The sequence below is a fragment of the Amycolatopsis iheyensis genome, from assembly GCF_024703995.1.
Lineage (GTDB): Bacteria > Actinomycetota > Actinomycetes > Mycobacteriales > Pseudonocardiaceae > Amycolatopsis > Amycolatopsis iheyensis.
Window position 1 is genome coordinate 75,091 of sequence record NZ_JAMXQV010000021.1, and the last position, 19,933, is coordinate 95,023.

15 protein-coding genes and 1 pseudogene are annotated in these 19,933 nt (G+C 71.4%); 6 read left to right on the top strand and 10 right to left on the bottom strand.

Annotation, left to right across the window (positions count from 1 at the left end; all coding sequences use genetic code 11):
- Positions 1–24: 24 nt before the first annotated feature.
- From M8542_RS33800 to M8542_RS33810, 3 genes are all read left to right on the top strand, one after another.
- Positions 25–1,182 carry a mandelate racemase/muconate lactonizing enzyme family protein gene (locus tag M8542_RS33800; RefSeq protein ID WP_257924368.1) on the top strand — a complete coding sequence of 386 codons (1,158 nt, stop codon included), beginning with the start codon at positions 25–27 and terminating at the stop codon, positions 1,180–1,182.
- 99 nt (positions 1,183–1,281) lie between these two features.
- A complete protein-coding gene (locus M8542_RS33805) occupies positions 1,282–2,652 on the top strand; it encodes a glycoside hydrolase family 10 protein (protein ID WP_276587474.1) in 1,371 nt (456 codons plus the stop codon).
- Positions 2,653–2,763: 111 nt separating this feature from the next.
- Positions 2,764–4,203 (top strand): non-reducing end alpha-L-arabinofuranosidase family hydrolase, encoded by a 1,440-nt coding sequence (locus M8542_RS33810; RefSeq protein WP_257924370.1) that lies wholly within the window; start codon positions 2,764–2,766, stop codon positions 4,201–4,203.
- Here the strand turns inward: M8542_RS33810 and M8542_RS33815 are convergent.
- Complete coding sequence (locus M8542_RS33815) at positions 4,200–5,096, bottom strand: NADP-dependent oxidoreductase (protein ID WP_257924371.1); 897 nt, start codon at positions 5,094–5,096, stop codon at positions 4,200–4,202. The two genes, M8542_RS33810 and M8542_RS33815, sit on opposite strands and share 4 nt — an antisense overlap.
- Before the next feature lie 69 nt (positions 5,097–5,165).
- Here M8542_RS33815 and M8542_RS33820 point away from each other — a divergent pair, with 69 nt between their 5' ends.
- Entirely contained in the window at positions 5,166–5,726 is a 561-nt protein-coding gene (locus tag M8542_RS33820) for a TetR/AcrR family transcriptional regulator (RefSeq protein WP_257924372.1), read from the top strand.
- Between the two features lie 16 nt (positions 5,727–5,742).
- Here M8542_RS33820 and M8542_RS33825 read toward each other — a convergent pair whose 3' ends face one another.
- The 4 genes and pseudogenes from M8542_RS33825 to M8542_RS33840 all read right to left on the bottom strand — a co-directional run bounded on the left by M8542_RS33825 (position 5,743) and on the right by M8542_RS33840 (position 8,577).
- A complete protein-coding gene (locus M8542_RS33825; RefSeq protein WP_257924373.1) occupies positions 5,743–6,075 on the bottom strand; it encodes a hypothetical protein in 333 nt (110 codons plus the stop codon).
- Positions 6,076–6,246: 171 nt separating this feature from the next.
- Positions 6,247–6,933: pseudogene (locus tag M8542_RS33830) on the bottom strand (poly(ethylene terephthalate) hydrolase family protein); the annotation flags it as partial.
- A gap of 94 nt (positions 6,934–7,027) precedes the next feature.
- Complete coding sequence (locus M8542_RS33835) at positions 7,028–7,546, bottom strand: CHAP domain-containing protein (RefSeq protein WP_257924374.1); 519 nt, start codon at positions 7,544–7,546, stop codon at positions 7,028–7,030.
- Between the two features lie 143 nt (positions 7,547–7,689).
- Positions 7,690–8,577: an XRE family transcriptional regulator gene (locus M8542_RS33840; protein WP_257924375.1), complete on the bottom strand. Its 888-nt coding sequence runs from the start codon at positions 8,575–8,577 to the stop codon at positions 7,690–7,692.
- A gap of 138 nt (positions 8,578–8,715) precedes the next feature.
- Here M8542_RS33840 and M8542_RS33845 point away from each other — a divergent pair, with 138 nt between their 5' ends.
- Both M8542_RS33845 and M8542_RS33850 read left to right on the top strand, forming a co-directional pair.
- Entirely contained in the window at positions 8,716–9,600 is an 885-nt protein-coding gene (locus M8542_RS33845) for an XRE family transcriptional regulator (protein ID WP_257924376.1), read from the top strand.
- A 136-nt stretch (positions 9,601–9,736) separates the two neighbouring features.
- Positions 9,737–12,691 carry a trypsin-like serine protease gene (locus tag M8542_RS33850; RefSeq protein WP_257924377.1) on the top strand — a complete coding sequence of 985 codons (2,955 nt, stop codon included), beginning with the start codon at positions 9,737–9,739 and terminating at the stop codon, positions 12,689–12,691.
- Between the two features lie 57 nt (positions 12,692–12,748).
- Here the strand turns inward: M8542_RS33850 and M8542_RS33855 are convergent, their stop codons facing one another.
- From M8542_RS33855 to M8542_RS33875, 5 genes are all read right to left on the bottom strand, one after another.
- The gene (locus tag M8542_RS33855; RefSeq protein ID WP_257924378.1) at positions 12,749–15,523 is read right to left on the bottom strand and encodes a helix-turn-helix transcriptional regulator; all 2,775 of its coding nucleotides are present in this window, start codon (positions 15,521–15,523) and stop codon (positions 12,749–12,751) included.
- 82 nt (positions 15,524–15,605) lie between these two features.
- Positions 15,606–17,249, bottom strand: a complete 1,644-nt coding sequence (locus M8542_RS33860; protein ID WP_257924379.1) for a hypothetical protein — start codon at positions 17,247–17,249, stop codon at positions 15,606–15,608.
- Positions 17,250–17,270: 21 nt separating this feature from the next.
- Entirely contained in the window at positions 17,271–18,395 is a 1,125-nt protein-coding gene (locus M8542_RS33865) for a hypothetical protein (protein WP_257924380.1), read from the bottom strand.
- Positions 18,396–18,426: 31 nt separating this feature from the next.
- Positions 18,427–18,819, bottom strand: coding sequence for a PAAR domain-containing protein (locus M8542_RS33870; protein ID WP_257924381.1), 393 nt, complete (start codon positions 18,817–18,819; stop codon positions 18,427–18,429).
- 381 nt (positions 18,820–19,200) lie between these two features.
- Positions 19,201–19,860, bottom strand: a complete 660-nt coding sequence (locus M8542_RS33875; protein WP_257924382.1) for a Pvc16 family protein — start codon at positions 19,858–19,860, stop codon at positions 19,201–19,203.
- Positions 19,861–19,933: the final 73 nt, after the last annotated feature.

A 19,933-nucleotide genomic window follows, 5' to 3' on the forward strand; every position in this document is an offset into this window, starting at 1 on the left:
GCACCACCCGGCGGCGGGAGAGCAATGCGGATCGTGAACGTCACGACGGCGGTGGTGGCCTACCACGGTCAGGCCACGCTGGTGAAGATCGACACCGACGAAGGCCTCAGCGGGTTCGGCGAGGCCAATCCCGACGCCGGCGCGGCCGCCGTCGTCGGCATGATCGAGTCCCTGACCCCGCTCCTGATCGGCGAAGACCCGTGCAACGTCGAGCGGTGCTGGGAGAAACTGCGCCGCAGCAAGGTGTTCGCGGGTGCGCAGGGCGGGGTGTTCGTGATCGCCCTGTCCGGGATCGAGCTCGCGCTGTGGGACCTCGCGGGCAAGGCCGCGGGCCTGCCGGTCCACCGGCTGCTCGGCGGGAAGTTCCGCGACCGCGTCCGGCTCTACGCCGACTGCGGTGACGGCGACGACCCGGCGGGCTCGGTCGCCGGGTGCGTCGACCGGGCCCAGCGGATGGTCGCCGAAGGCTTCACCGCCCTCAAGTTCGACATCGACGACCTGCGCCACCCGGCCAAGTTCGACGCGTTCAACCACACGGTCAACGCCGCCGAGCTGCGCTCGATGGTCGAGCGCGTGGCCGCCGTCCGGGAGGCGATCGGACCGGACGTCGACCTGGCCATCGACCTGCACGCCCGCTACGACGTGCCGAGCGCGTGCCGGATCTCGTGGGAGCTCGAGCCGTTCCGCCTGATGTGGCTGGAAGAGCCGCTGCCCGCGGAGAACGTCGACGCGCTGGCGCGGGTGCGCGCGCAGACCCGCACCCCGATCTGCGCGGGAGAAAACCTCTACCTGCGCTGGGGGTTCCGCGAGCTGCTGGAGCGCGGCGCCGTGGACGTCATCGAGCCGGACGTGCCGAAGTGCGGTGGCCTGGCCGAGGCCAAGAAGATCGCCAACCTCGCCGAGCTGCACTACATCCCGTTCGCCCCGCACCTGGTGTCGACGCCGCTGGGCACGATGGCCACGTCGCACCAGTGCGCGGCGATCCCCAACTTCCTCGTCCAGGAATGGCACGCCCTCGAGGAACGCGCGGTGTGGGACAGCTACGTCCACGCCCCCGACGGCAGCGACTCGATCGTCAAGGACGGCTACATCACGCTGCCCGACACCCCCGGCATCGGCGTGGAACCCGACCTGGCCGGCGTCCGGGCCCACGCCGTCGCGGGCTTCGGGGTCTTCGAGTAGCCGCGCCCGAAAGTCGAGCGAAACTCTTTGCGGGCCGGAGATCCACCGTGTTCTTCTGCTTACGGTAAGCAACCACGCATGCCGTTGAGGAGACCACCGATGGCAGGAAGTTCGCCCGGCCCACGCGGATGGTGGCGATCGCCCGCCACCCGGGCCCTGGCCGGGATGGCCACCGTGGCCGCGACGGCCGCCGTCCTCGTGACCGCGCCCGGCGCCGACGCCGCCGCGAGCACGTTGGGCGCCGCGGCCGCGCAGTCCGGCCGGTACTTCGGCACCGCGATCGCCGCGAGCAAGCTCGGGAACTCGGCCTACACCACGATCGCTTCGCGCGAGTTCACCATGGTGACGCCCGAGAACGAGATGAAGCCCGACGCGACCGAGCCCAACCAGAACCAGTTCAGCTTCTCCGCCGGCGACCAGATCTACAACTGGGCGGTCGGCCACGGCGCGAAGGTCCGCGGGCACACCCTCGCCTGGCACTCGCAGCAGCCCGGCTGGATGCAGAGCATGAGCGGCAGCACGCTGCGCAACGCGATGATCAACCACATCCAGAAGGTGATGGCCCACTACCAGGGCAAGTTCGCCTACTGGGACGTGGTCAACGAAGCGTTCAACGAAGACGGCAGCCGCCGCTCGTCGAACCTGCAGGGCACGGGCAACGACTGGATCGAGGTCGCGTTCAAGACCGCCCGCGCGGCCGACCCGTCGACCAAGCTCTGCTACAACGACTACAACATCGACAACTGGACCTACGCCAAGACCCAGGGCGTGTACAACATGGTGCGGGACTTCAAGTCCCGCGGCGTGCCGATCGACTGCGTCGGCCTGCAGGCCCACTTCACCGGCGGCAGCTCCGTGCCGAGCAGCCTGCAGACGACGATCTCCAGCTTCGCGGCACTCGGTGTCGACGTGGCGCTCACCGAGGTCGACGTCACGAACGCGTCGACGTCGCAGTACTCGGCGCTGACCCAGGCGTGCCTGAACGTGGCGCGCTGCGTCGGCATCACCGTGTGGGGCGTGCGCGACAGCGACTCGTGGCGGTCCGGTGAGAGCCCGCTTCTGTTCGACGGCAACGGGAACAAGAAGGCCGCCTACAACTCGGTGCTGAACGTCCTCAACTCCGGCAGCGGGCCGACCACCACACCGACGACGACACCGACGACTCCGACGACGACACCGACCACGACCACCCCGGGCGGCGGCGGGAGCTGCACCGCGTCGCTGTCGGCGGGGCAGTCGTGGAACGACCGGTACAACCTCAACGTCTCGGTCAGCGGCGCCAGTTCGTGGACGGTCACCATGACCGTGCCGAGCCCCGCGCGGATCAGCGCCACCTGGAACGTCAACGCGACGTGGCCCAGCAGTCAGGTCCTCGTCGCGACGCCCAACGGGAACGGCAACAACTGGGGCGTCACCATCATGCACAACGGGAACCGGAACTGGCCCAGCGTCAGCTGCAGCACTTCCTGAAGTGCGCCGAGGGGCTTGTTCGCCGTGCAACGCCGGTGAACGAGCCCTTCGGCGCAGTTTACCGCCAAAAATGTTAGCGATAACATTCCGTTCGGACCGGGAGAAGTCCTCATGAACAGTGGAACTGCCCGCCGCAGGATCGCAGCGCTCTCCGGCGCGGTGACCGTCGCGGCGGCCGTGGTGACAGCGGTGACCCTGGGCGCCGGCGCAGCCGCGGCCGACGTCACCGGCGCGTTGCGCGGCACCGGTTCGGGCCGGTGCCTGGACGTGCCGAACGCGAGCCAGACCGACGGGACGAACCTGCAGATCTACGACTGCTGGGGCGGTTCCGGCCAGCAGTGGACGGCGACGTCGGACGGCCGGTTGACGGTGTTCGGCGGCAAGTGCCTGGACGTGCCGGGCAGCGCGACCACGGCCGGCACCCGGGTGCAGATCTGGACCTGTCACGGCGGGGCCAACCAGCAGTGGCGGCTGAACTCCGACGGCACGGTGACCGGCGTGCAGTCCGGGCTCTGCCTGGACGTCACCGGCGCCGGCACTGCCAACGGCACCGCGGTGCAGCTCTGGGCGTGCACCGGAGGCGGCAACCAGAAGTGGACGGGCCTGTCGACCACGACCACGCCGACCACCACACCGACCGGCAGCGGCTGTTCGCTGCCTTCGACGTACCGCTGGTCGTCGACGGGTGTGCTCGCGACGCCGAAGAACGGCTGGGTGTCGCTGAAGGACTTCACCAACGTCGTCCACAACGGCAAGCACCTCGTCTACGCGTCGAACGTCTCGGGGTCCACCTACGGCTCGATGGCCTTCAGCCCGTTCACGAACTGGTCCGACATGGGCTCGGCCGGCCAGACCGGGATGAACCAGGCCACGGTGGCGCCCACGCTGTTCTACTTCGCGCCGAAGAACATCTGGGTGCTGGCCTACCAGTGGGGCGCCTGGCCGTTCAGCTACCGCACCTCCAGCGACCCGGCGAACCCCAACGGCTGGTCGTCACCGCAGCCTCTGTTCACGGGCAGCATCTCCGGCTCGGGCACCGGCCCGATCGACCAGACGCTGATCGCCGACGGCTCGACCATGTACCTGTTCTTCGCCGGGGACAACGGGAAGATCTACCGCGCGAGCATGCCGATCGGGAACTTCCCCGGCAGCTTCGGCGCGAACTACACGACGGTGATGAGCGACTCGACGAACAACCTGTTCGAGGCGGTGGAGGTCTACAAAGTCCAGGGCCAGAACCAGTACCTGATGATCGTCGAGGCGATCGGCGCGAACGGGCGTTACTTCCGGTCGTTCACCGCGAGCAGCCTGAGCGGTTCGTGGACCCCGCAAGCGGCGAGCGAGAGCAGCCCCTTCGCGGGCAAGGCCAACAGCGGCGCCTCCTGGACCAACGACATCAGCCACGGTGACCTGGTCCGCGCCAACCCGGACCAGACCAAGACCATCGACCCCTGCAACCTGCAGTTGCTGTACCAGGGCAAGTCGCCCAACGCGAGCGGGCCGTACGACCAGCTGCCGTGGCGGCCGGGCGTCCTGACGCTGCAGCGCTAACCGGGAACCACCACGCGCCGGCCTCGGGTGTGCCCGGCCTGGCTGTCGACGTGCGCGGCCGCCGCGTCGACAAGCGGGTACACCCGCTCCACCGGAATCCGGAGCTCTCCCCGGGAGATCAGGTCGACGGCCTCGGCGAGCGCGTCCCGCACGCTGCCGGCCACCCCGGAAAACCGGACGCCGAACTTCGGGGCGTCCAGGTCGGCGATCGAGAGCACCTTCGCCGGGTCGCCCGTCAGCGCCACGAGCTCGCCGAGCACACCCGAGCCGGCCAGGTCCACCGCCGCGTCCACCGGGCCCTGGCCCCGCACCCGCTCGACCCAGCCCTCGCCGTAGGTCGTGGCCACCGCGCCGAGGCCACGCAGGTAGTCCTGGTTCGCCGGCCCGGCCGTGCCGATCACCCGGATCCCGCGCACGCGGGCGAGCTGCAGCACCGCCGACCCCACGCCGCCGGACGCGCCGCTGACCAGCAGTGTCTGCCCTGCGGCCACCTCGGTTTCGCGCAGGAGGCGCACCGCGGTCTCCACGACCGACGGGTAGCCGGCCGCCTCCTCGAACGTCAGCCCCGCGGGCATCCGCGCCCACGCCGACAACACCGCGAACTCCGCGTAGGTGTTGCTCCCTTCCCCGAACACGAAGTCGCCGACCTCGACGTCGCCGACCCCCGCGCCGACCTCGTCCACTACGCCCGCGGCATCCAGCCCGACCCCGGCGGGCAGCCGGATCGGGTGCGCGCCGAGGACCTGCCCCTCCCGCAGCCGCCAGTCGACGGGGTTGACCCCGGCCGCCCGCACGGCGACCCGGACCTGCCCGGGGCCGGCGTGGGGTTCCTCGGCGTCGATCAGGCGCAGGACCTCGGGACCGCCGAACTCGGCGAAGCTGATCATCTTCATGAGCCGACCATAGCACTAACGGTTAGTGTTTTAGAACGGTTAGCTTTACGCACCTGATAGCCTCAGCCGGTGACCGCACCACCAGGGCGTCGCGAGCGCAAGAAGGCCGCGACCCGCCAGAAGATCGCCGACACCGCCCTGCGCCTGTTCCTGGAGCGCGGCTACGACCCGGTGGGCATCCGCGACGTGGCCGCCGAGGCGGACGTCGCCGTCACCACGGTCTTTTCCCACTTCGCCTCGAAGGAGGCGTTGGTGTTCGCGCAGGACGAGAACTTCGAGCACCGTCTCGTCCAGGCGGTCACTGTCGAGCCGCTCATTCCCGCGCTCCGGCACGAAATCAGCGCCATGGTCCGCCACTGCGCGGCCCGCGACCGGGTCCCGCTCCGGCGCATGATCGGCTCGTCGCCTGCGTTGCGGGACTACGAGAACGCGATGCTGCTGCGCTACGCCGAGTCGTTGGCGACGGCGATCACCGCGGAGGTCGACCGGTCGCCGACTGCGTGTAGGGCCATCGCTCGCTTCGTCATCGACGCCTACGCGATAGCCCGCGACGCTACCGAGCCGGAAGCCGCGCTGGAGGAGACGTTCCGGATGATCGAAGCCGCCTGGGACGCGCTGGACTTCGGCTAGGCCGCGCCGGCTCGGTTCAGCAGTGCGAGACGGAGATCTGGTTGTACACCTCGGAGGAGTGCATCCAGGTCGTGCTGGTGTACGGCGTCGAGACCTTGAACCACCGGTTCGAGGAGTAGTTCACCGAGTACCACTGGGCGTCGGTCCAGCAAATCATCTGCGTCGCGGTGAACTTGGGGATGTCCGCGTAGTAGTACCCCGAGTCGGGTCCCGCGAACACCGGGCAACTGCCCGATGCGGCGCAATAGGACACCGCCGCGGACGCCGGCGTCGCGGCCGTGACGCTGAAGCCGATGGTCGCGGCAACCGCCGCCACCACACCGATGAACGGCCGGAAACGGGTCTCCATGATGTCCTCCCGGGTCGAAGACGAGTCAGCAGAACCACGAAGCTAACGCGGGCCGGTGCGGCGTCAGCGGCGTCGGTTCTCGTCTGAAAAACCGGGCAATGCCCCTGGACATCCGGGTTCTTTTCAGGAAGGGCTCGTGACGGCCGCGCCCCGCCACGAGCCCCACGAGCCCTAAACCCCGTCAGCCCGCTGGTTGCGAGCGAAGTCGGACCACCCGGCGCTGTCCCCCGGCAGTCCCGGGCTCGTCCCGAAGCACACGCCCTTCGCCGCCTGGTCGCCGGCCAGCTGGTACTGCAGCCACGCCGTGATCGCGCCGATCAAGCGATACCGGGTGTCGCCCTGCAGGAAGTGCGTCGCGCCCGCCAGCTGCCCGTACACCGCCGGGACCTGGGTGGTCGCCGCGAAGCGGGTTCGGACGTAGAACGCCGGGACCACGATGTCGGCCTGGCCGGACACGTAGAAAGCCGGGCCGTGCAACGACTTCTCGACACCCTGGGGGCCGGGCATGATCGGGATCGTCGTCCGCACCAGCGGGTCGGCGCCGGCGGCGATCGCGCCGCCGCCGCCCTGGGAGTGACCGGCGGCCGCGATCGCGCCGGTGTCGACGCGGTCGTGGAAAACGCTTCCCGTGCGGGCGTTTTCCGCGATCAGGTACCTCGCGCCGGCGAGCATTTCCCGGCCGGAGCCCGACTGGCCGGTGTTCGCCGCGGCGACGACGTACCCCCAGCTCGCCAGGTGGGTGAACAAGGCCTCGTACTGCTCGACGGTGGCACCGGTGCCGTTGCCCCAGACCAGGACGGGGTGCTTGGCCGTGCCGGTCGCGATGTCCGCCGGGTGGTACAGCGTGTGGGCGGCGTCGCCCGTGGCCTTGACCGGCTGGTGCGGGCCGGCACGAGAGCGAGCGTGGCCGTCGTCGTCAGGAAGAGCCTCCGGCTCAGCATCTCCGCTCCGGTCAGCTGTAGAAGTGGATGTAGCGGAACGAGGACGTGCTCACGTCGTGGACGAGGTAGTGCCCGTCGCCGGCCCAGTTGTAGTCCTCGACCGTGACCGTGCCGCCGTGCACACTGTCCACGATGGCCACGTGGCCGTAGCGGCCGTTGTCGGTCTGTGCGATGGCGCCCGCGGCCGGGGTGCTGTCGACGCGGTAGCCGTGGTTGCGGGCGTTGTCGTCCCAGTACTTCGCGTCGCCGTAGTTGTTCGCGCTCTCGCCGTGGCGGGCGATGTTGAACGCCGCCCACGAGACGCACTCGCGGTTGTACATGTTCCAGTCGTCGACGACCGAGTCCTGGGGGACGTTGCGCCACTTCGCCGGGTAGATGTCGCCGATCGTGCCGGCCGCCGAGGAGGCGGGGGCGGTGCCGTACTGAGCCGCCATCGAAGCGGGCTGGGCGGCGGTCGCGGCGGTCGCCGGAGTGACGGCGAACGCGAAGGCGGCGGCGACGATCAGTGCGGCGCGAGGGATTCGACGCATGGGAAAGCCCTTTCCGGTCCAGGGGTGGTGGGGATGTGCCGTGACGGTAGAAGCAAGATCAGCGGCGGCCCAGGCCTTTGTGAACGTCCCGCCGGGACCGGACCGGAAGGGCTGGTCGGCGCGCGGTGTTCACAGAATTGCGCTCACCAGTGCCAGCTGATGCCGTAGATCCCGGGGCGGGCGTCGCGCAGCGCCATGGTCGCGGTGTGGGTGGCGCCGGTGGCCAGTGAGCTGCCCGGGTGCTCGGGGCCGCCCAGGCCGCGCTGCTCGAACGAGCGCACACCGCGGGGCGACCGCGGCCCGAAGTGCACCTGGCAGACGTATTCCGGGATGGGACGGGTGAACCGGCGGTGGTAGTGGTCGATCGGCGAGCCCGGCGGGAACCGGATCTCGTAGTCGACCACCGTCACCTCGCCCAGCGCGAGCGGGTGCGCCAGGCGCAGCTCGCCGGCGACCATGCCGGTGCGCCGGTCCACGCACACCTGCCCGAGCCGGGCGGACCGGACGTAGCGGTAGCAGGGATCCGCGGGCAGCACGGCATCGGCCTGGTAGTAGGTCATCAGGCGGTCGACGCCGTCGACGGCGGCTTCGGCGACCATCCTGACCCGCAGCGCCTGTTCGCCGCCCCGCTCGTCGAGGACCAGGTGGTCGTGGATCGACCAGAAGGACAGCTGGCCGTCCGGCGGTGGTTTCAGCTCGGCGGCCAGCACCCGGAGGTCCGGCCACAGCCGGCGGCGCTCGATGCGGCACGCGCCTTCGCCCAGCCACCGCCCGCGAGGCGCTTTGGGGCCGAGCAACCCGGTCAGCGCGCCCGGCTCGAGGCCCAGCACCGCCTCGAGGTGGGTGACGGCCAGCAACGACTTCTCGCGTTCCGGCTGTGACCGGCCGCGTCGCCAATAGGAGAGCGCGGAGCGCGAGAGGTGCACCCCGCGCGCGGCGAGGTGGTGCTGGAGCCGATCGAGCGACAGCCCGGCTTCGTCGATCGCGGCGTCCAGCGTGACCGCGAACGAGCCGGGAGACGACCGAGTCACGCTCCCATCATGATCACCGGTCCTCCCTGGCGGAACCAACGAAAGTCCTGCTCTCGGTCCGGGATTCCCAGCATCTGGGCACCGGGATCAGACGAACGGCGCTGGCCGCCCGGCCCGGCGAGCGCGACAGTGAGCACCATGCCGACATCGGACGAGTCGTTCGCCACCGCGTTGGACGCGGCCATCAGCGACGCCGGGCTGACCTTGGACCGGCTGCGCGAGCACCTCGCGGCCCGGGGTGTGACGGTCTCGCGCAGTGCGCTGGCCTACTGGCGGCTCGGGCGGTCCCGGCCCGAGCGGGAGGCGTCGCTGCACGCCGTGAGCGAGCTGGAACGGGTGCTGGGGCTGGCGCCGGGCACGCTCGTCCGGCTGCTCGCGTCGACCGACCGACGGTGCCTGCCACGCGAGCGGCGCGCCCCGCTGCTGGAGCGCCGGCGGCTGTGGCCGTCGGTGCGGCCGCTGTCCCTGGAGCTGGATTCACCACCGGAGAACCAGCTGCGCCTGTGGTCGGTGCACGACGAGCTGACGGTCGACGACGACCACCAGGAACGGCTCCTGCGCGTGCGGCTGGTCGCCGAAGCGGCCGTCGCCGGCGTGACGAGGATGCTGGTCTACTACCAGACCGAGGACCTCGCGAGGGTCACGCCGCGCGTCGCGGCGGTGCGTCACGGCCGGCTGGGGCGCGTCCGGAGCGACGGCTCGGCCGGGCTCTTCGTCGTCGAGCTGGTCTTCGACCGGGTGCTGGCCGCCGGCGACGTCGCCGCCGTCGACTACGACCTGGCCTTCGAGCCCGGCCGGCCGGTGGACGGCTACCACCGGCGGCTCACCCGGCCGACCCCGATGTACACCTGCCAGGTGCGCTTCGGCCGGAGCGCGCCCCGCAGCCTGTACCGCTTCCAGCGCCGTGATCTCGCCGCGCCGCGCCGGAAGACGCAGCGGCTGCGGCTCTCGGCCGAGCAGTCCGCCACCGTGGCGGCGCGCGACGTCCCGGTCGGCATCATCGGCCTGAACTGGACCTGGTAGCAATTCTGTGAACGCGCGGGCCTGACCTGTGCTTATCCGCCGGCGGCGGGCCGAATTCCACTTCGCCGGGGCCGGACCGCAAAACCGTTCTTACGGTGCGCAGTGCTGTATTCCTCCTCACCTCCCGGAGCAGCACATGCGAAAACCAGCTCTGCTCGTGGCCGCCTTCCTGGCGACGGCGGCCCTCTCCCCACCGTCGGCCGTGGCGGCGCCACCTCCGCTGGTGCCCTTGGGCGCGGCCCCCACCGTCCCCGCCGGCGCCACCGCGGACAGCACCGCGCTGCCGGGCCGGGTCACCGTGTCCGTCGCGCTGAAACCCCGGGACGCGGCCGGCGCCGAGCACTACGCCGCCGCCACCGCCGATCCCGCTTCCCCGCTGTACCACCACTACCTGAGCGCCGCGGAGTACACCGATCGGTTCGGCCCGACGACCGGCGCGCTCGACCAGGTGCACGCCTACCTAGCCGGCCGGGGACTGCGGATCGACGACGTCACCGGCAACCGCCAGGTCGTCACCGCGTCCGGCACCCCGGCACAAGTGGAAAACGCCTTCGCCACCACGCTTTCCGGCTTCCGCTCGGCGACCGGTGAGCGGTTCTTCAACGCCACCAAGGGCACCGCGGTGCCGGCGGACATCGCCGCCGTCGTCCGCGGGGTGACCGGCCTGACGAACCGGCCGGCCGTGCACCGGGCGGGCTCCCCCGCGGGCCCGGCCGGACCCGCCGGCGGTTACACCCCGGCGCAGCTGCGCACCGCCTACAGCATGAGCGGCCTGTCCGGCTCGTACGACGGTTCGGGTGAGACGGTCGGGCTGATCGAGTTCGACACGTTCAAGCAGTCCGACATCGACGCCTGGACGCAGTACTTCAAGCAGCCGGCCGTCACGCCGGAGGTGGTGAAGGTCGACGGTGGCGTGCCGAACCCCGGCAGCGACCAGCTGGAGGTCACCCTCGACGTCCAGGCCGTGGCGGCCACCGCGCCCAAGGCCAAGCAGGTCGTCTACTCCGCGCCGAACTCCGACCAGGCGTGGGTGCACGAGATGGCGAAGATCGCCTCGGACAACAAGATCACCATCCTGTCCGGGTCGTGGCTCAACGGCGAAGTCTGCGAGTCCGACCCGATCGCGGCCTCGCACGACTCGTACACGCAGCTCGCCGCCCAGGGCGTCACGATGCTTTCGGCGTCGGGCGACTGGGGCGCCACCGGCTGCGGCTACCAGGGCGACAACCGCACGATCCAGGCCGACTACCCGGCCAGCGACCCGCTGTTCACCGGCGTCGGCGGCACGCAGCTGCGGACGTCCGACAGCGCGGGCACCTGGCAGTCGGAGTCGTGCTGGAACCAGGGCAGCAGCGGCAACACCCGCTCCGGCGGCGGCTACTCGAAGATCTACGCGCGGCCGGACTGGCAGCCGGGCACGAACCAGTACCGCTCGGTGCCCGACGTCTCGCTGCTGGCCGACTACGGCGCGGGCGCGCTGTCGGTGTACATGAACGGCGGCTGGCAGGACGTCGGGGGCACCAGCCTGTCCTCGCCGCTGTGGGCCGGGTACGTCGCGATGCTGAACCAGAAGTCGCTCGGCGGCGGGAAGTCCCGCCTCGGGCAGCTGAATCCGGGCATCTACCGGGTCGCCGGTTCGGCCGACTACGCCTCGACGTTCCACGACGTCACCGCCGGCGGCAACGGCACCTACAACGCGGGCACCGGCTACGACCTGTGCACCGGCTGGGGTTCCCCGAAGGCCGACGCACTGGGCGCGAAGCTGACCGGCGGCGGCGACACCCCGCCGCCGTCGCAGGACTTCACGCTGTCCGCGTCGCCGTCTTCGGGCAGTGTGGCCGCGGGCAGCTCGGTGCGCACGACGGTCACGGCGGCCGCGCCCGCCGCGGCGTCACCGAGTGTCGTGGGCGGCTCGCCGACCACGACGGCGGCGCACCCGTTCATCATCTCGATGCGGCGCGAGGGTTCGGCTTTCCCGGGCCAGCAGTCCTGCACGGCCACGCTGTTCGGCCCGCACACCGTGCTGCTGGCCGCGCACTGCCTGCTGGAGAAGCCGGGCCACAAGTGGTTCGTCTACGGCGCCGACGACCTGACGCAGAACACCGGCACCACCGCGGAAATCGCGGCGCAGTGGGTCCACCCGAGTTACACGGACTGGAGTGCCGGCGCCGACGTCGCGGTCGTCACCCTCGACAAGGACATGCCGGTCCCGGCCGGGATGACGTACCCGAAGCTCAACACCGACCCCGGCCTGGAGGCGGCCGGCACGAGGGGCGTCTCGATCGGCTGGGGTGAGACGGGCGCGAACACCTACAGCAACGTCCTGCGCCAGGCCGACGTCCCGGTCGCCGCGGACAGCGCCTGCACGGGCCGGTACACCGACCCGCAGGGCCGGGAGCAGTACAAGACCCCGGCCATGCTGTGCACCGGGTACGCGGATCACCACGCCGGCGCGTGCGTCGGCGACAGCGGCGGCCCGTACCTGGTCGGGACCACGGTCGTGGGCGTGTTCTCGTGGATGTCGACCGGCTGCGACTGGTACGCGGTATACGCGAGGGTGTCGACCTACGCGGCCGACATCGCCCCGCACCTGCCCGGCGGCGACACCCCGCCGCCCGCGGGCGCGATCAGCCTGACCGCGTCGGGCCTGCCCTCGGGCGCGACGGCGGCGTTCAGCCCGGCGAGCGTGGACCTCGGCGGCCGTTCGACGCTCACCATCACCACGGGCGCGAGCACCCCGGCCGGGACCTACGACGTCACGATCTCGGGCAAGAGCACGAAGTCGACGCAGACAACGCACTACAGCCTGACGGTGACGGGCGGCCAGTCCGCCGACCTCAAGCTGGCCAACCCGGGTAACCAGACGAGCCGGGCCGGCCAGCCGGCGAACGTGCCCCTGCAGGCCACCGGCGGCACGACGCCGTACAAGTGGTCGTCGACGGCGCTCGCTCCGGGCCTGACGCTCGACCCCGCGAGCGGCGTCGTCTCGGGCACCCCGACCCGCGCGGACAGCAGGCAGGTCACGGTGACGGTCACCGACTCCGCCGGGAAGAAGGCGACCGCGGCCTTCTTCTGGTTCGTCTTCGGCTGAGTCGCTCGAATACGGCGGTGTCACCTCCCGGGACGGGGTGGCACCGCCGTCCACCGCTCACGCGGACCGCGCGGCCGCCCCGGTGACGAGCTCACGCAGCTCCTTGCGCGACCCCAACCCCAGTTTCGCGTAGATGTTGCCGAGGTGGAACTCGACCGTCTTCACCGTCACGAAGATCTCGGCGGCGATTTCCCGGTTGGTCAGGTGCTTCCCGATGAGGCGCGCCACTTCGCTCTCGCGGTCGGTGAGCCCGGCCAGCGCGACCACGTCGGCCGACGTCGTCCGGGGCAGGTCCGGGACGTTCGCTTCGAGGCGGCGTTCGAACGGCACCGCGCCCAGCGCGGCGAAACAAGCCCGAGCCGCGCCGAGCCAGCGCAAGCCCTCCAGGCGCCGGCCGGCGCCGACCAGGCGGCGGCCTTGGTCGTGGCACAGCATGCCGTCGGCCGGGGCGCGGCCCAGCGCGGAGGGTGCCGCGTAGCTGTCCTCCACACAGGCCACTGCCGCCGCGTACTCGCCGCGGCCGGCCAACCAGGCCGCGGTCAGGCGGACCGTGGTGCTCCGCAAGCACTCGACACCGTCGGCCAGCTCGGCGAACGCGGTGAGCTGGGCGCTCGCCTCCTCGAGCCGGCCCGTGCCGACGAGCGCCTCCACCAGCAGGGGACGCCACCAGAGGCTCCACCACTCGTGGGCCGCGGCGCCTTCGGACAGCCCGGGCACCGCGGTCAACGCCGAGAGCATCGCGGCCGGGTCGTCCTTCGCCTGCGCCAGAACGGCGCCGGCGATGCCCGCGTAACGAAGGTCCTGCAGGGCGCCGGTGGCCCCGGCCGCCGCGGCGGCGCGGCGGACGTGTGCGGCGGCGGTCGTCCACTCGCCGCGGCCGGCCGGCACGAGTGTCGCGGCGAGGCTGCACAGGGCCTGGTTGGTCGGCTGTTCCTCGAGCGCCGACACGGAAAGGACCTGCGCCACGGTCGACGCGGCCGCGTCCCAGTCACCGGCTTGGTAGTGCACGGCGGTGAGGTAGGAGTGCGGACAGGTGCCGCTGAGGAAGGGGACGCCGGCGTGGGCCCGCCGCAGCACCTCTTCGAGGTCCCGCTTGGCGTCGCCGAGCCGCCCCAGCACGACGTGCAGTGCGCCGCGGCAGGCGAGCGAGTCCAGGTGGGCCGCCGGGACGTCGGCGGGCTCCTCGGGCAGGTGGGCGAGCTCGAGCAGGCCGCTCGGCAGGCCGTCCCGCCGGCCCCTGGCCACCGCCAGCAGGACCCGGGCGAAGTCTTCGAGCACGACCGGCGCCCCGCCGAGCGCGAGCGCGAGGCGGGCGTGCTCGATCACGCTGTCGGCTTCGCCGCGCCAGGTCAGCGCGCCCGCCAGGCCGGCCGCCGCGGCGGCACGCACCCAGCGGGGCGCGTCCTCCGTCTCGGCCTGACACAGGGCCGCGGCCAGGTCGCGTTCGGCCTTGACCCGGTCACCGGAGCCGAACAGCGAGACGAGGCCTTCGCACAGCGAGCGCAGCGCCGAGCGCCCGCACGAGACGACCCGGGCCTGGGCACGCGCCGCCCGCCAGCGCTCTTCGCCGAGCAGCAGGTGCACGACCGAGGTCAGCAGCAGGCGCTCGGAGTCGGGGCCGGAGGGGCAGATGTCCGCGGCCCAGCCGAGGTAGGTGGCGGCCAGGCCGTGCTCGCCGCGGTCGGCCTCCTCCTGCGCGGTGGCCTCCAGCTCGGCCGCGAGACCGACGTCGGCCATCGCGACGGCGGCGACCCGGTGCCGCCACGAGCTGGCCCGGTCGACCGCGTCGGCCGCGCGCAGGTGCAGCCGGCGCCGGTGCGCCGGGACCAGCGCGGTGTAGACCGCTTCGCGCCGCACGTCGCCGGTGATGTCGACCGGGCTGCACACCTCCCGCGGCCACCAGGTGACCAGACCGCCTTCGAGCGCGGGCTGCAGCGCCTCCACGGCCTGCTCGACCCCGGCCACCTGGGCCACCCGCGCCAGCGGCGAGCGGACGCCGAGCACGGCCAGCGCGGCGAGCAGCTCCCTGGTCGCGTCCGGCAGACCGGCCAGGGTGCTGCGCGCGGCGGCGACCGCCGACCGCGGCGTCGTGCGGAACAGCTCCCCGGTGGCGAGCTCCTCCGGTTCGACCTCTCGGAGCAGGGCGTGCAGGTGCCCGGGATGCCCACCGGTGTAGGCCCACAGCCGCTCGGCGACCTTCGCGGGAATCGCCTGCCCGACCACCGAACGCGCCAGCTCGGCGAACTCCGGCCCGGCCAGCCCGGCCAGCTGGATCCGCACGGCGGCGGGGCCGTCGCCGAGTGGGTCACCGCCCCCGTCGCCGTGCTCGTCGGTCCGGCTCAGCGCGACGACGAGCAGCTGGTTCGCCCAGCTGCGCCGCAACACGAACCCGAGCGCGGTCAGCGACGGCCGGTCCGCCCAGTCCACCCCGTCCAGCAGCAGTGCCACCGGACTGCGCACCAGCAGGTCGGCGACGAGGGTGTGCAGCTGCCGGCCGACCGCGAGCGGGTCCACGCCGGGTGGCCGCCGCCCGCCGAGCAGGGGCAAGGCCTCCCCCGTGCCCGCGGGCGCGGCGAGCACGAGCTGGTCGACCAGGCCGAACTCACTGGCGGTCTCCGCCGGGTCGCCGAGGGCCCACAGCAACCGGAAGTCCGCCAGCCCGCCGAAGAACCGCCGGGCGAGCGCGCTCTTGCCGATCCCGGCGGCCCCTTCGATCCGGACCAGGTGGTGCGCGCCGACCCGCACCTTGCCGGCGACATCGGCCAGCGCGGCGAGCTCGGCGGACCGCCCGGCGAACCCGCCGTCGGCCAGGGTGGTGCCAGTCGCTCTCACAACGCCCCCACGTTTCAGGCAGATACCGGGCATCTTTCCCGTTGTGGGACGGATGGACCAGCACATTGCTCCACCCGGGGGATCAGCTGCCGATCACCCGCATCTTGAGCTCGAACGCCTCCAACCGGCTGATCTGGTCCTGCCGCTGCATCATTTCGATGTTCGAGATCAGGCCGGGGTCGTGTTCGGTGTCCACGTAGCTCAGCACCTTGCGGAAGACGGGACCGAGGGTCTTGTCCAGCGCCAGGTCGATGAGCGTCTGCGGCAGGAGGTAGTTGCCGAGGTCGGTGGCCTTCTGCACGAGCTTGTCGGCCGCGTCGAGCCCGAGACTGGTCAGGTCCTTCCGGTGCCGTTCCACGGCCTTCTTCAGCGCCACCTCGTCCCGGATCTCCAGGACGTCCGCGACGAGCCGGCTCCCTTCGTCCTGCACCCGCTTGCGCAGGGAGGGCTCCTCCTTGATGTTCGCCTTGGCGTCCCGGATGAGCCCGCCCACCGTCGCTTCGCCGCTGAGCGTCGCCCAGGTCGCGACCATCGAGGCCTTGAACTTCCGCAGATCTTCGTATTTCGCCGCCTCGACGGCCCGGGCGTTCTTGTGCATGTTCTCGAAGAACAGCGTCACGAGCTTCCGGACCGTCGGGAACACGAACGGGAAGACGCATTTCGCCACGATGCCGCCCACACCGGTGAAGTCCAAGCCGTAGCTCGCCACCGAAAGCACCACGGCCGCCGCGGGTTCGGCCCGCGTCAACGCCCGGTCGAGGTCGTCCATGTTGCGCGCGATGATGTAGTCGAGGATGGCCAGCGGGTTTTCCTGCAGGTAGTCGTCAGCGGCCTTCTTCTTGGCAGGCTCCTTCATGATCGCCTTGGCGCGCCGCTTGCGGTCCAGGCTTTCGGCGATGGCCGAGAACTCCCTGATGACGACCGAGCCGACGAGGTTCGCGGCGCCGAGCGCCTGCGCCGTGCCTTCTTCCGGGACGACCGCGGAGACCACGCCGGCACCGGTGTTGGCCCCGCCCAGGATGTTCTTCGTGAGCCTGATCGCCTTGGTGACGTCGTCTTCGGTGAACTTCTGGCCGCCGATCCGGAAGTCCTCGCTCTCGACCGCCGCAGCGTAGCGCTGGATGTTCATCTCGTCGACCACGAGCTTCCGGCAGACGGTCAGGTTCTCCACGATGTCGTCGATGGCCTTGCGCATCCTCGTGTGCACTTCGACGATGACGCAGTATTCCTTCCTGCTCACCGGTCCGTCGCCTTCGGCCAGCGTTTTCTTCGCGTCGGCGTGGATGCCGAGGGTGTGCTTGCTCCGGTCGATGGCGAACTTGAGGAGGTTGTCGGCGTCGCTGAGCACGACCATCGAGCACTTCCGGTAGAGCGTGACGTTCTGCAGTCCCGAGAACTTGGCGTGCAGGTTGATGATCGCCTGCCGCCCGTCCTGGAGGTCGTCGCGCATGACCGCGATGTCCTTGCGGCGACGGGCCACTTCCGGGTTGTCGCCGCGCAGGTCGTCGAACTCCTGGTACTCCGCCCCCGCGGCTTCCCTGGCCTTCTTGGCCGAGGCGTGCTGCTTGACCCGGGCACCCACGTGTCCGACACCGATCCGGCCCAGGCCCCAGATCGACAGGGTCAGCGTCGTCCCGTAGTCGAGGTTGAGGTCGCGGATGGCCTGGGAAACGGTGGCGGAACTCGACTTCCTCGCCGAGACCGCCGGGGTCGTGCTGGCCGTCATGGTCTTCCTCCTGGTGAGTGGTCAGGACTGCGGGAGCAGCGCCTTGACCTGATCGGACACGCCTTCGGCCGCACGCAGCTTCGCCACCTCGTCCGGCGGCGCGGTCTCGACGTACGCCTGGATCTTCGCGAGGACCGAGCGCTCCCAAAGCTCTTGGATCTCCTCCTCGGTCGCACTCTCGAGCTCCGCCGGATCGGAGTTCTCCACGATGTCGAGGGCGATCCGGTCGAACACTTCGCTCGCCCGGGAGAGCTCGGCCAGCTCGGCTTCCACCCGCTTGTCGCGCTCGGCCACCTTTTCCGCGAGCTCGCCGACCGGCGCGGCGACCGGCGCGTCCGGCAGCGGGATGCCGTGCTCGGCGAACGCGGCCCGCTTGTCCCCACTCGCTTCGACGCGTCCGAGGAACGCCGCCGCACCCTCGCCGACGTTCTGGTTCTTGGCGTACCACAGGAAGTACTGCGTGAACTTGTCCCAGTCCGCGTCTTGCCCGGTCCACCCGCCCCAGCCTTGCGTCAACGTGGCGTACCAGGCCTTCGGTTCGTACTGCGACCACAGGTCCGCCGCCTTGGTCCGCGCGACCGCCTGCGCGTGGGTCGCGATCGCGATGCCGTGTGCGGCGAAGCCGGCGACCTTGTCCGGCGTCTGCTCGACGCTGTCCAGCAGCAGCTGCGCCTGCAGGCGGACGCCGGCTTGTTCGGCGTAGCCGAGGAAGAACGCCTTGAAGCGGTCCCATTCCTCTTCCTTGCCCGACCAGCCCGGCCAGCCGTTGCCGAGCACCTGCGTCAGGTGCGCGTACCAGCGCGGCGCGGCGGTGCTGTCCCACGCCTGCGGCGCCGGCGCGGCCGTCGTCGTCTGCGCGCCGGCCAGCAGCTCCCAGTACAGCCGCGGCAGTTCGTCGCCCTTGCGGTCCATTTCGGACAGCACGGTCGCCGGCGAAGTCACGGTGGCCATGTGCTCGGTGAACGCCTGCAACGCTTCGGCAGGCAGTGCGCGTTCGGCGACCAGGTCCGCCAGCCGCGGAAGGGTCCGTGACCAGTCCTCTTCGGACTCCCGGTGCGCGGTCAGCACCGCGTCGAACCACAGCAGGACCTCGTCGTCCCGCAGCTTGCCCGCGACCGAGACGACGGCCGTTTCCATCGGTTCCACCTGCTTCACCTCGTTTCGTGATCGATCGGTTTCAGCCGGCCAGCACCGTGCCGGTGGCGACGACCGTGCCGGTCGGGGCCGGGGCAGGGTCGTTGCAGTCGAGGACGCGGTCGCCGTCCCGGGCCAGTGGCTTGCCGCCGGCCAGCACGGTCGGGCTGCCGGCCAGCACCGTGCCGCGGTTGTCGGGCGGCCGCTGGAACGTGCCGCCGGTGGGAACGTGCGGCGGGGCGTTGACGGCGACGCTGCCGGCCACCGCCGCGGGCCGCCCGCCGATGAGCACGGTGGGACAGCAGCCGAGCAGGAGCTTCCCGGCGAACGGCAGCTGCATCGGGGTCGGCACGGGACCGCCGGACGACGGCACCAGGACGATGTGCGTGTCGGTCCCGAGGACGAGGTCACCCAGCTTCGCCACGGCCCTGCCCATCCCGCACCCCCTCGGTGATCAGAGGAGCCCGGCGTCGTCGCCGGCCCGTTTCGCGCTGCGGCGGCCCCAGAACTTCGCTGCCCAAGTCGACAGCCACCGGCGCCGAGGCCACCGGTTCCGGCTCGGCCGTCGCCAGTGACACGACAACGAGGTGCGTGTCAGTCCCCATGACCAGGTCACCCAGCTTCGCCACTGCCCTGCCCATCACGCACCCCCTCGGTGATCAGAGGAGCCCGCCGACGTCGCCGGCCCGCTTCACGCTGCGGCGGCCCCAAAACCTCGCTACCCAAGTCGACCGCCACCGGCGCCGAGGCCACCGGTTCCGGCTCGGCCGCCGCCAGTGGCACGACAACGAGGTGCGTGTCAGTCCCCGTGACCAGGTCACCCAGCTTCGCCACTGCCCTGCCCATCACGCACCCCCTCGGTGATCAGAGGAGCCCGACGGCGTCCCCGGCCCGCTTCACGCTGCGGCGGCCCCAAAACCTCGCTACCCAAATCGACCGCCACCGGCGCCGAGGCCACCGGTTCCGGCTCGGCCGTCGCCAGTGCCGCGACGACGACAAGGTCCAGGCAGCCGCGCGCGGCCACGCCCAGCGCCGTCCAGATGTCCACCGGAGCGGCGGAAAGCCCCGGCTGCGCCACGGAAAGGGTGACCGGGGCGCCGGTGCGGGCCAGTGCGCCGGTGAGGTGCGTCGCGGGCAGCACGCCGGTCCGAGTGCACGCCGACAGCACGGCGCCGAGCAGCAGGTGCTCCCGTTCGATGTCGTCGGCCCAGGCCGTGACCAGGTAGCACAGCTCGTACCGCCGCGACGGCCGGGTGCGACGCACCACGCGGCCGTCCGGGTCGCGCTCGTCGGTCCAGCCGGCCGGCGTGCCCGCCGCCAGGTCCTCACGCACCCGGTGGAGGAAGACGCCCACCGTTTCGGTGCCCGAGCACTCGTCGGTCCAGCGCTCACCCGGGGCGTCGAAGCGCACGACCACGTCGCGGGACAACGACTCCCTCAGCAGTGATCGCAGCGCGATGTCGACTTCATCGAACATGGCGCCAGTGTGCGGCGCGCCGCGGCCGGGCGGGCAGCTTCCCGGGTGCACCGCCGCGGTCCGGGCGGCTTAC

Bases quoted from the DNA above. Each gene is read 5' to 3' on its own strand.
- M8542_RS33860 (WP_257924379.1), bottom strand. From the start codon at position 17,249: ATGACGGCCAGCACGACCCCGGCGGTCTCGGCGAGGAAGTCGAGTTCC.
- M8542_RS33850 (WP_257924377.1), top strand. From the start codon at position 9,737: ATGCGAAAACCAGCTCTGCTCGTGGCCGCCTTCCTGGCGACGGCGGCC.
- M8542_RS33845 (WP_257924376.1), top strand. From the start codon at position 8,716: ATGCCGACATCGGACGAGTCGTTCGCCACCGCGTTGGACGCGGCCATC.
- M8542_RS33875 (WP_257924382.1), bottom strand. From the start codon at position 19,860: ATGTTCGATGAAGTCGACATCGCGCTGCGATCACTGCTGAGGGAGTCG.
- M8542_RS33825 (WP_257924373.1), bottom strand. From the start codon at position 6,075: ATGGAGACCCGTTTCCGGCCGTTCATCGGTGTGGTGGCGGCGGTTGCC.
- M8542_RS33815 (WP_257924371.1), bottom strand. From the start codon at position 5,096: ATGAAGATGATCAGCTTCGCCGAGTTCGGCGGTCCCGAGGTCCTGCGC.
- M8542_RS33835 (WP_257924374.1), bottom strand. From the start codon at position 7,546: ATGCGTCGAATCCCTCGCGCCGCACTGATCGTCGCCGCCGCCTTCGCG.
- M8542_RS33800 (WP_257924368.1), top strand. From the start codon at position 25: ATGCGGATCGTGAACGTCACGACGGCGGTGGTGGCCTACCACGGTCAG.
- M8542_RS33810 (WP_257924370.1), top strand. From the start codon at position 2,764: ATGAACAGTGGAACTGCCCGCCGCAGGATCGCAGCGCTCTCCGGCGCG.
- M8542_RS33870 (WP_257924381.1), bottom strand. From the start codon at position 18,819: ATGGGCAGGGCCGTGGCGAAGCTGGGTGACCTCGTCCTCGGGACCGAC.
- M8542_RS33805 (WP_276587474.1), top strand. From the start codon at position 1,282: ATGGCAGGAAGTTCGCCCGGCCCACGCGGATGGTGGCGATCGCCCGCC.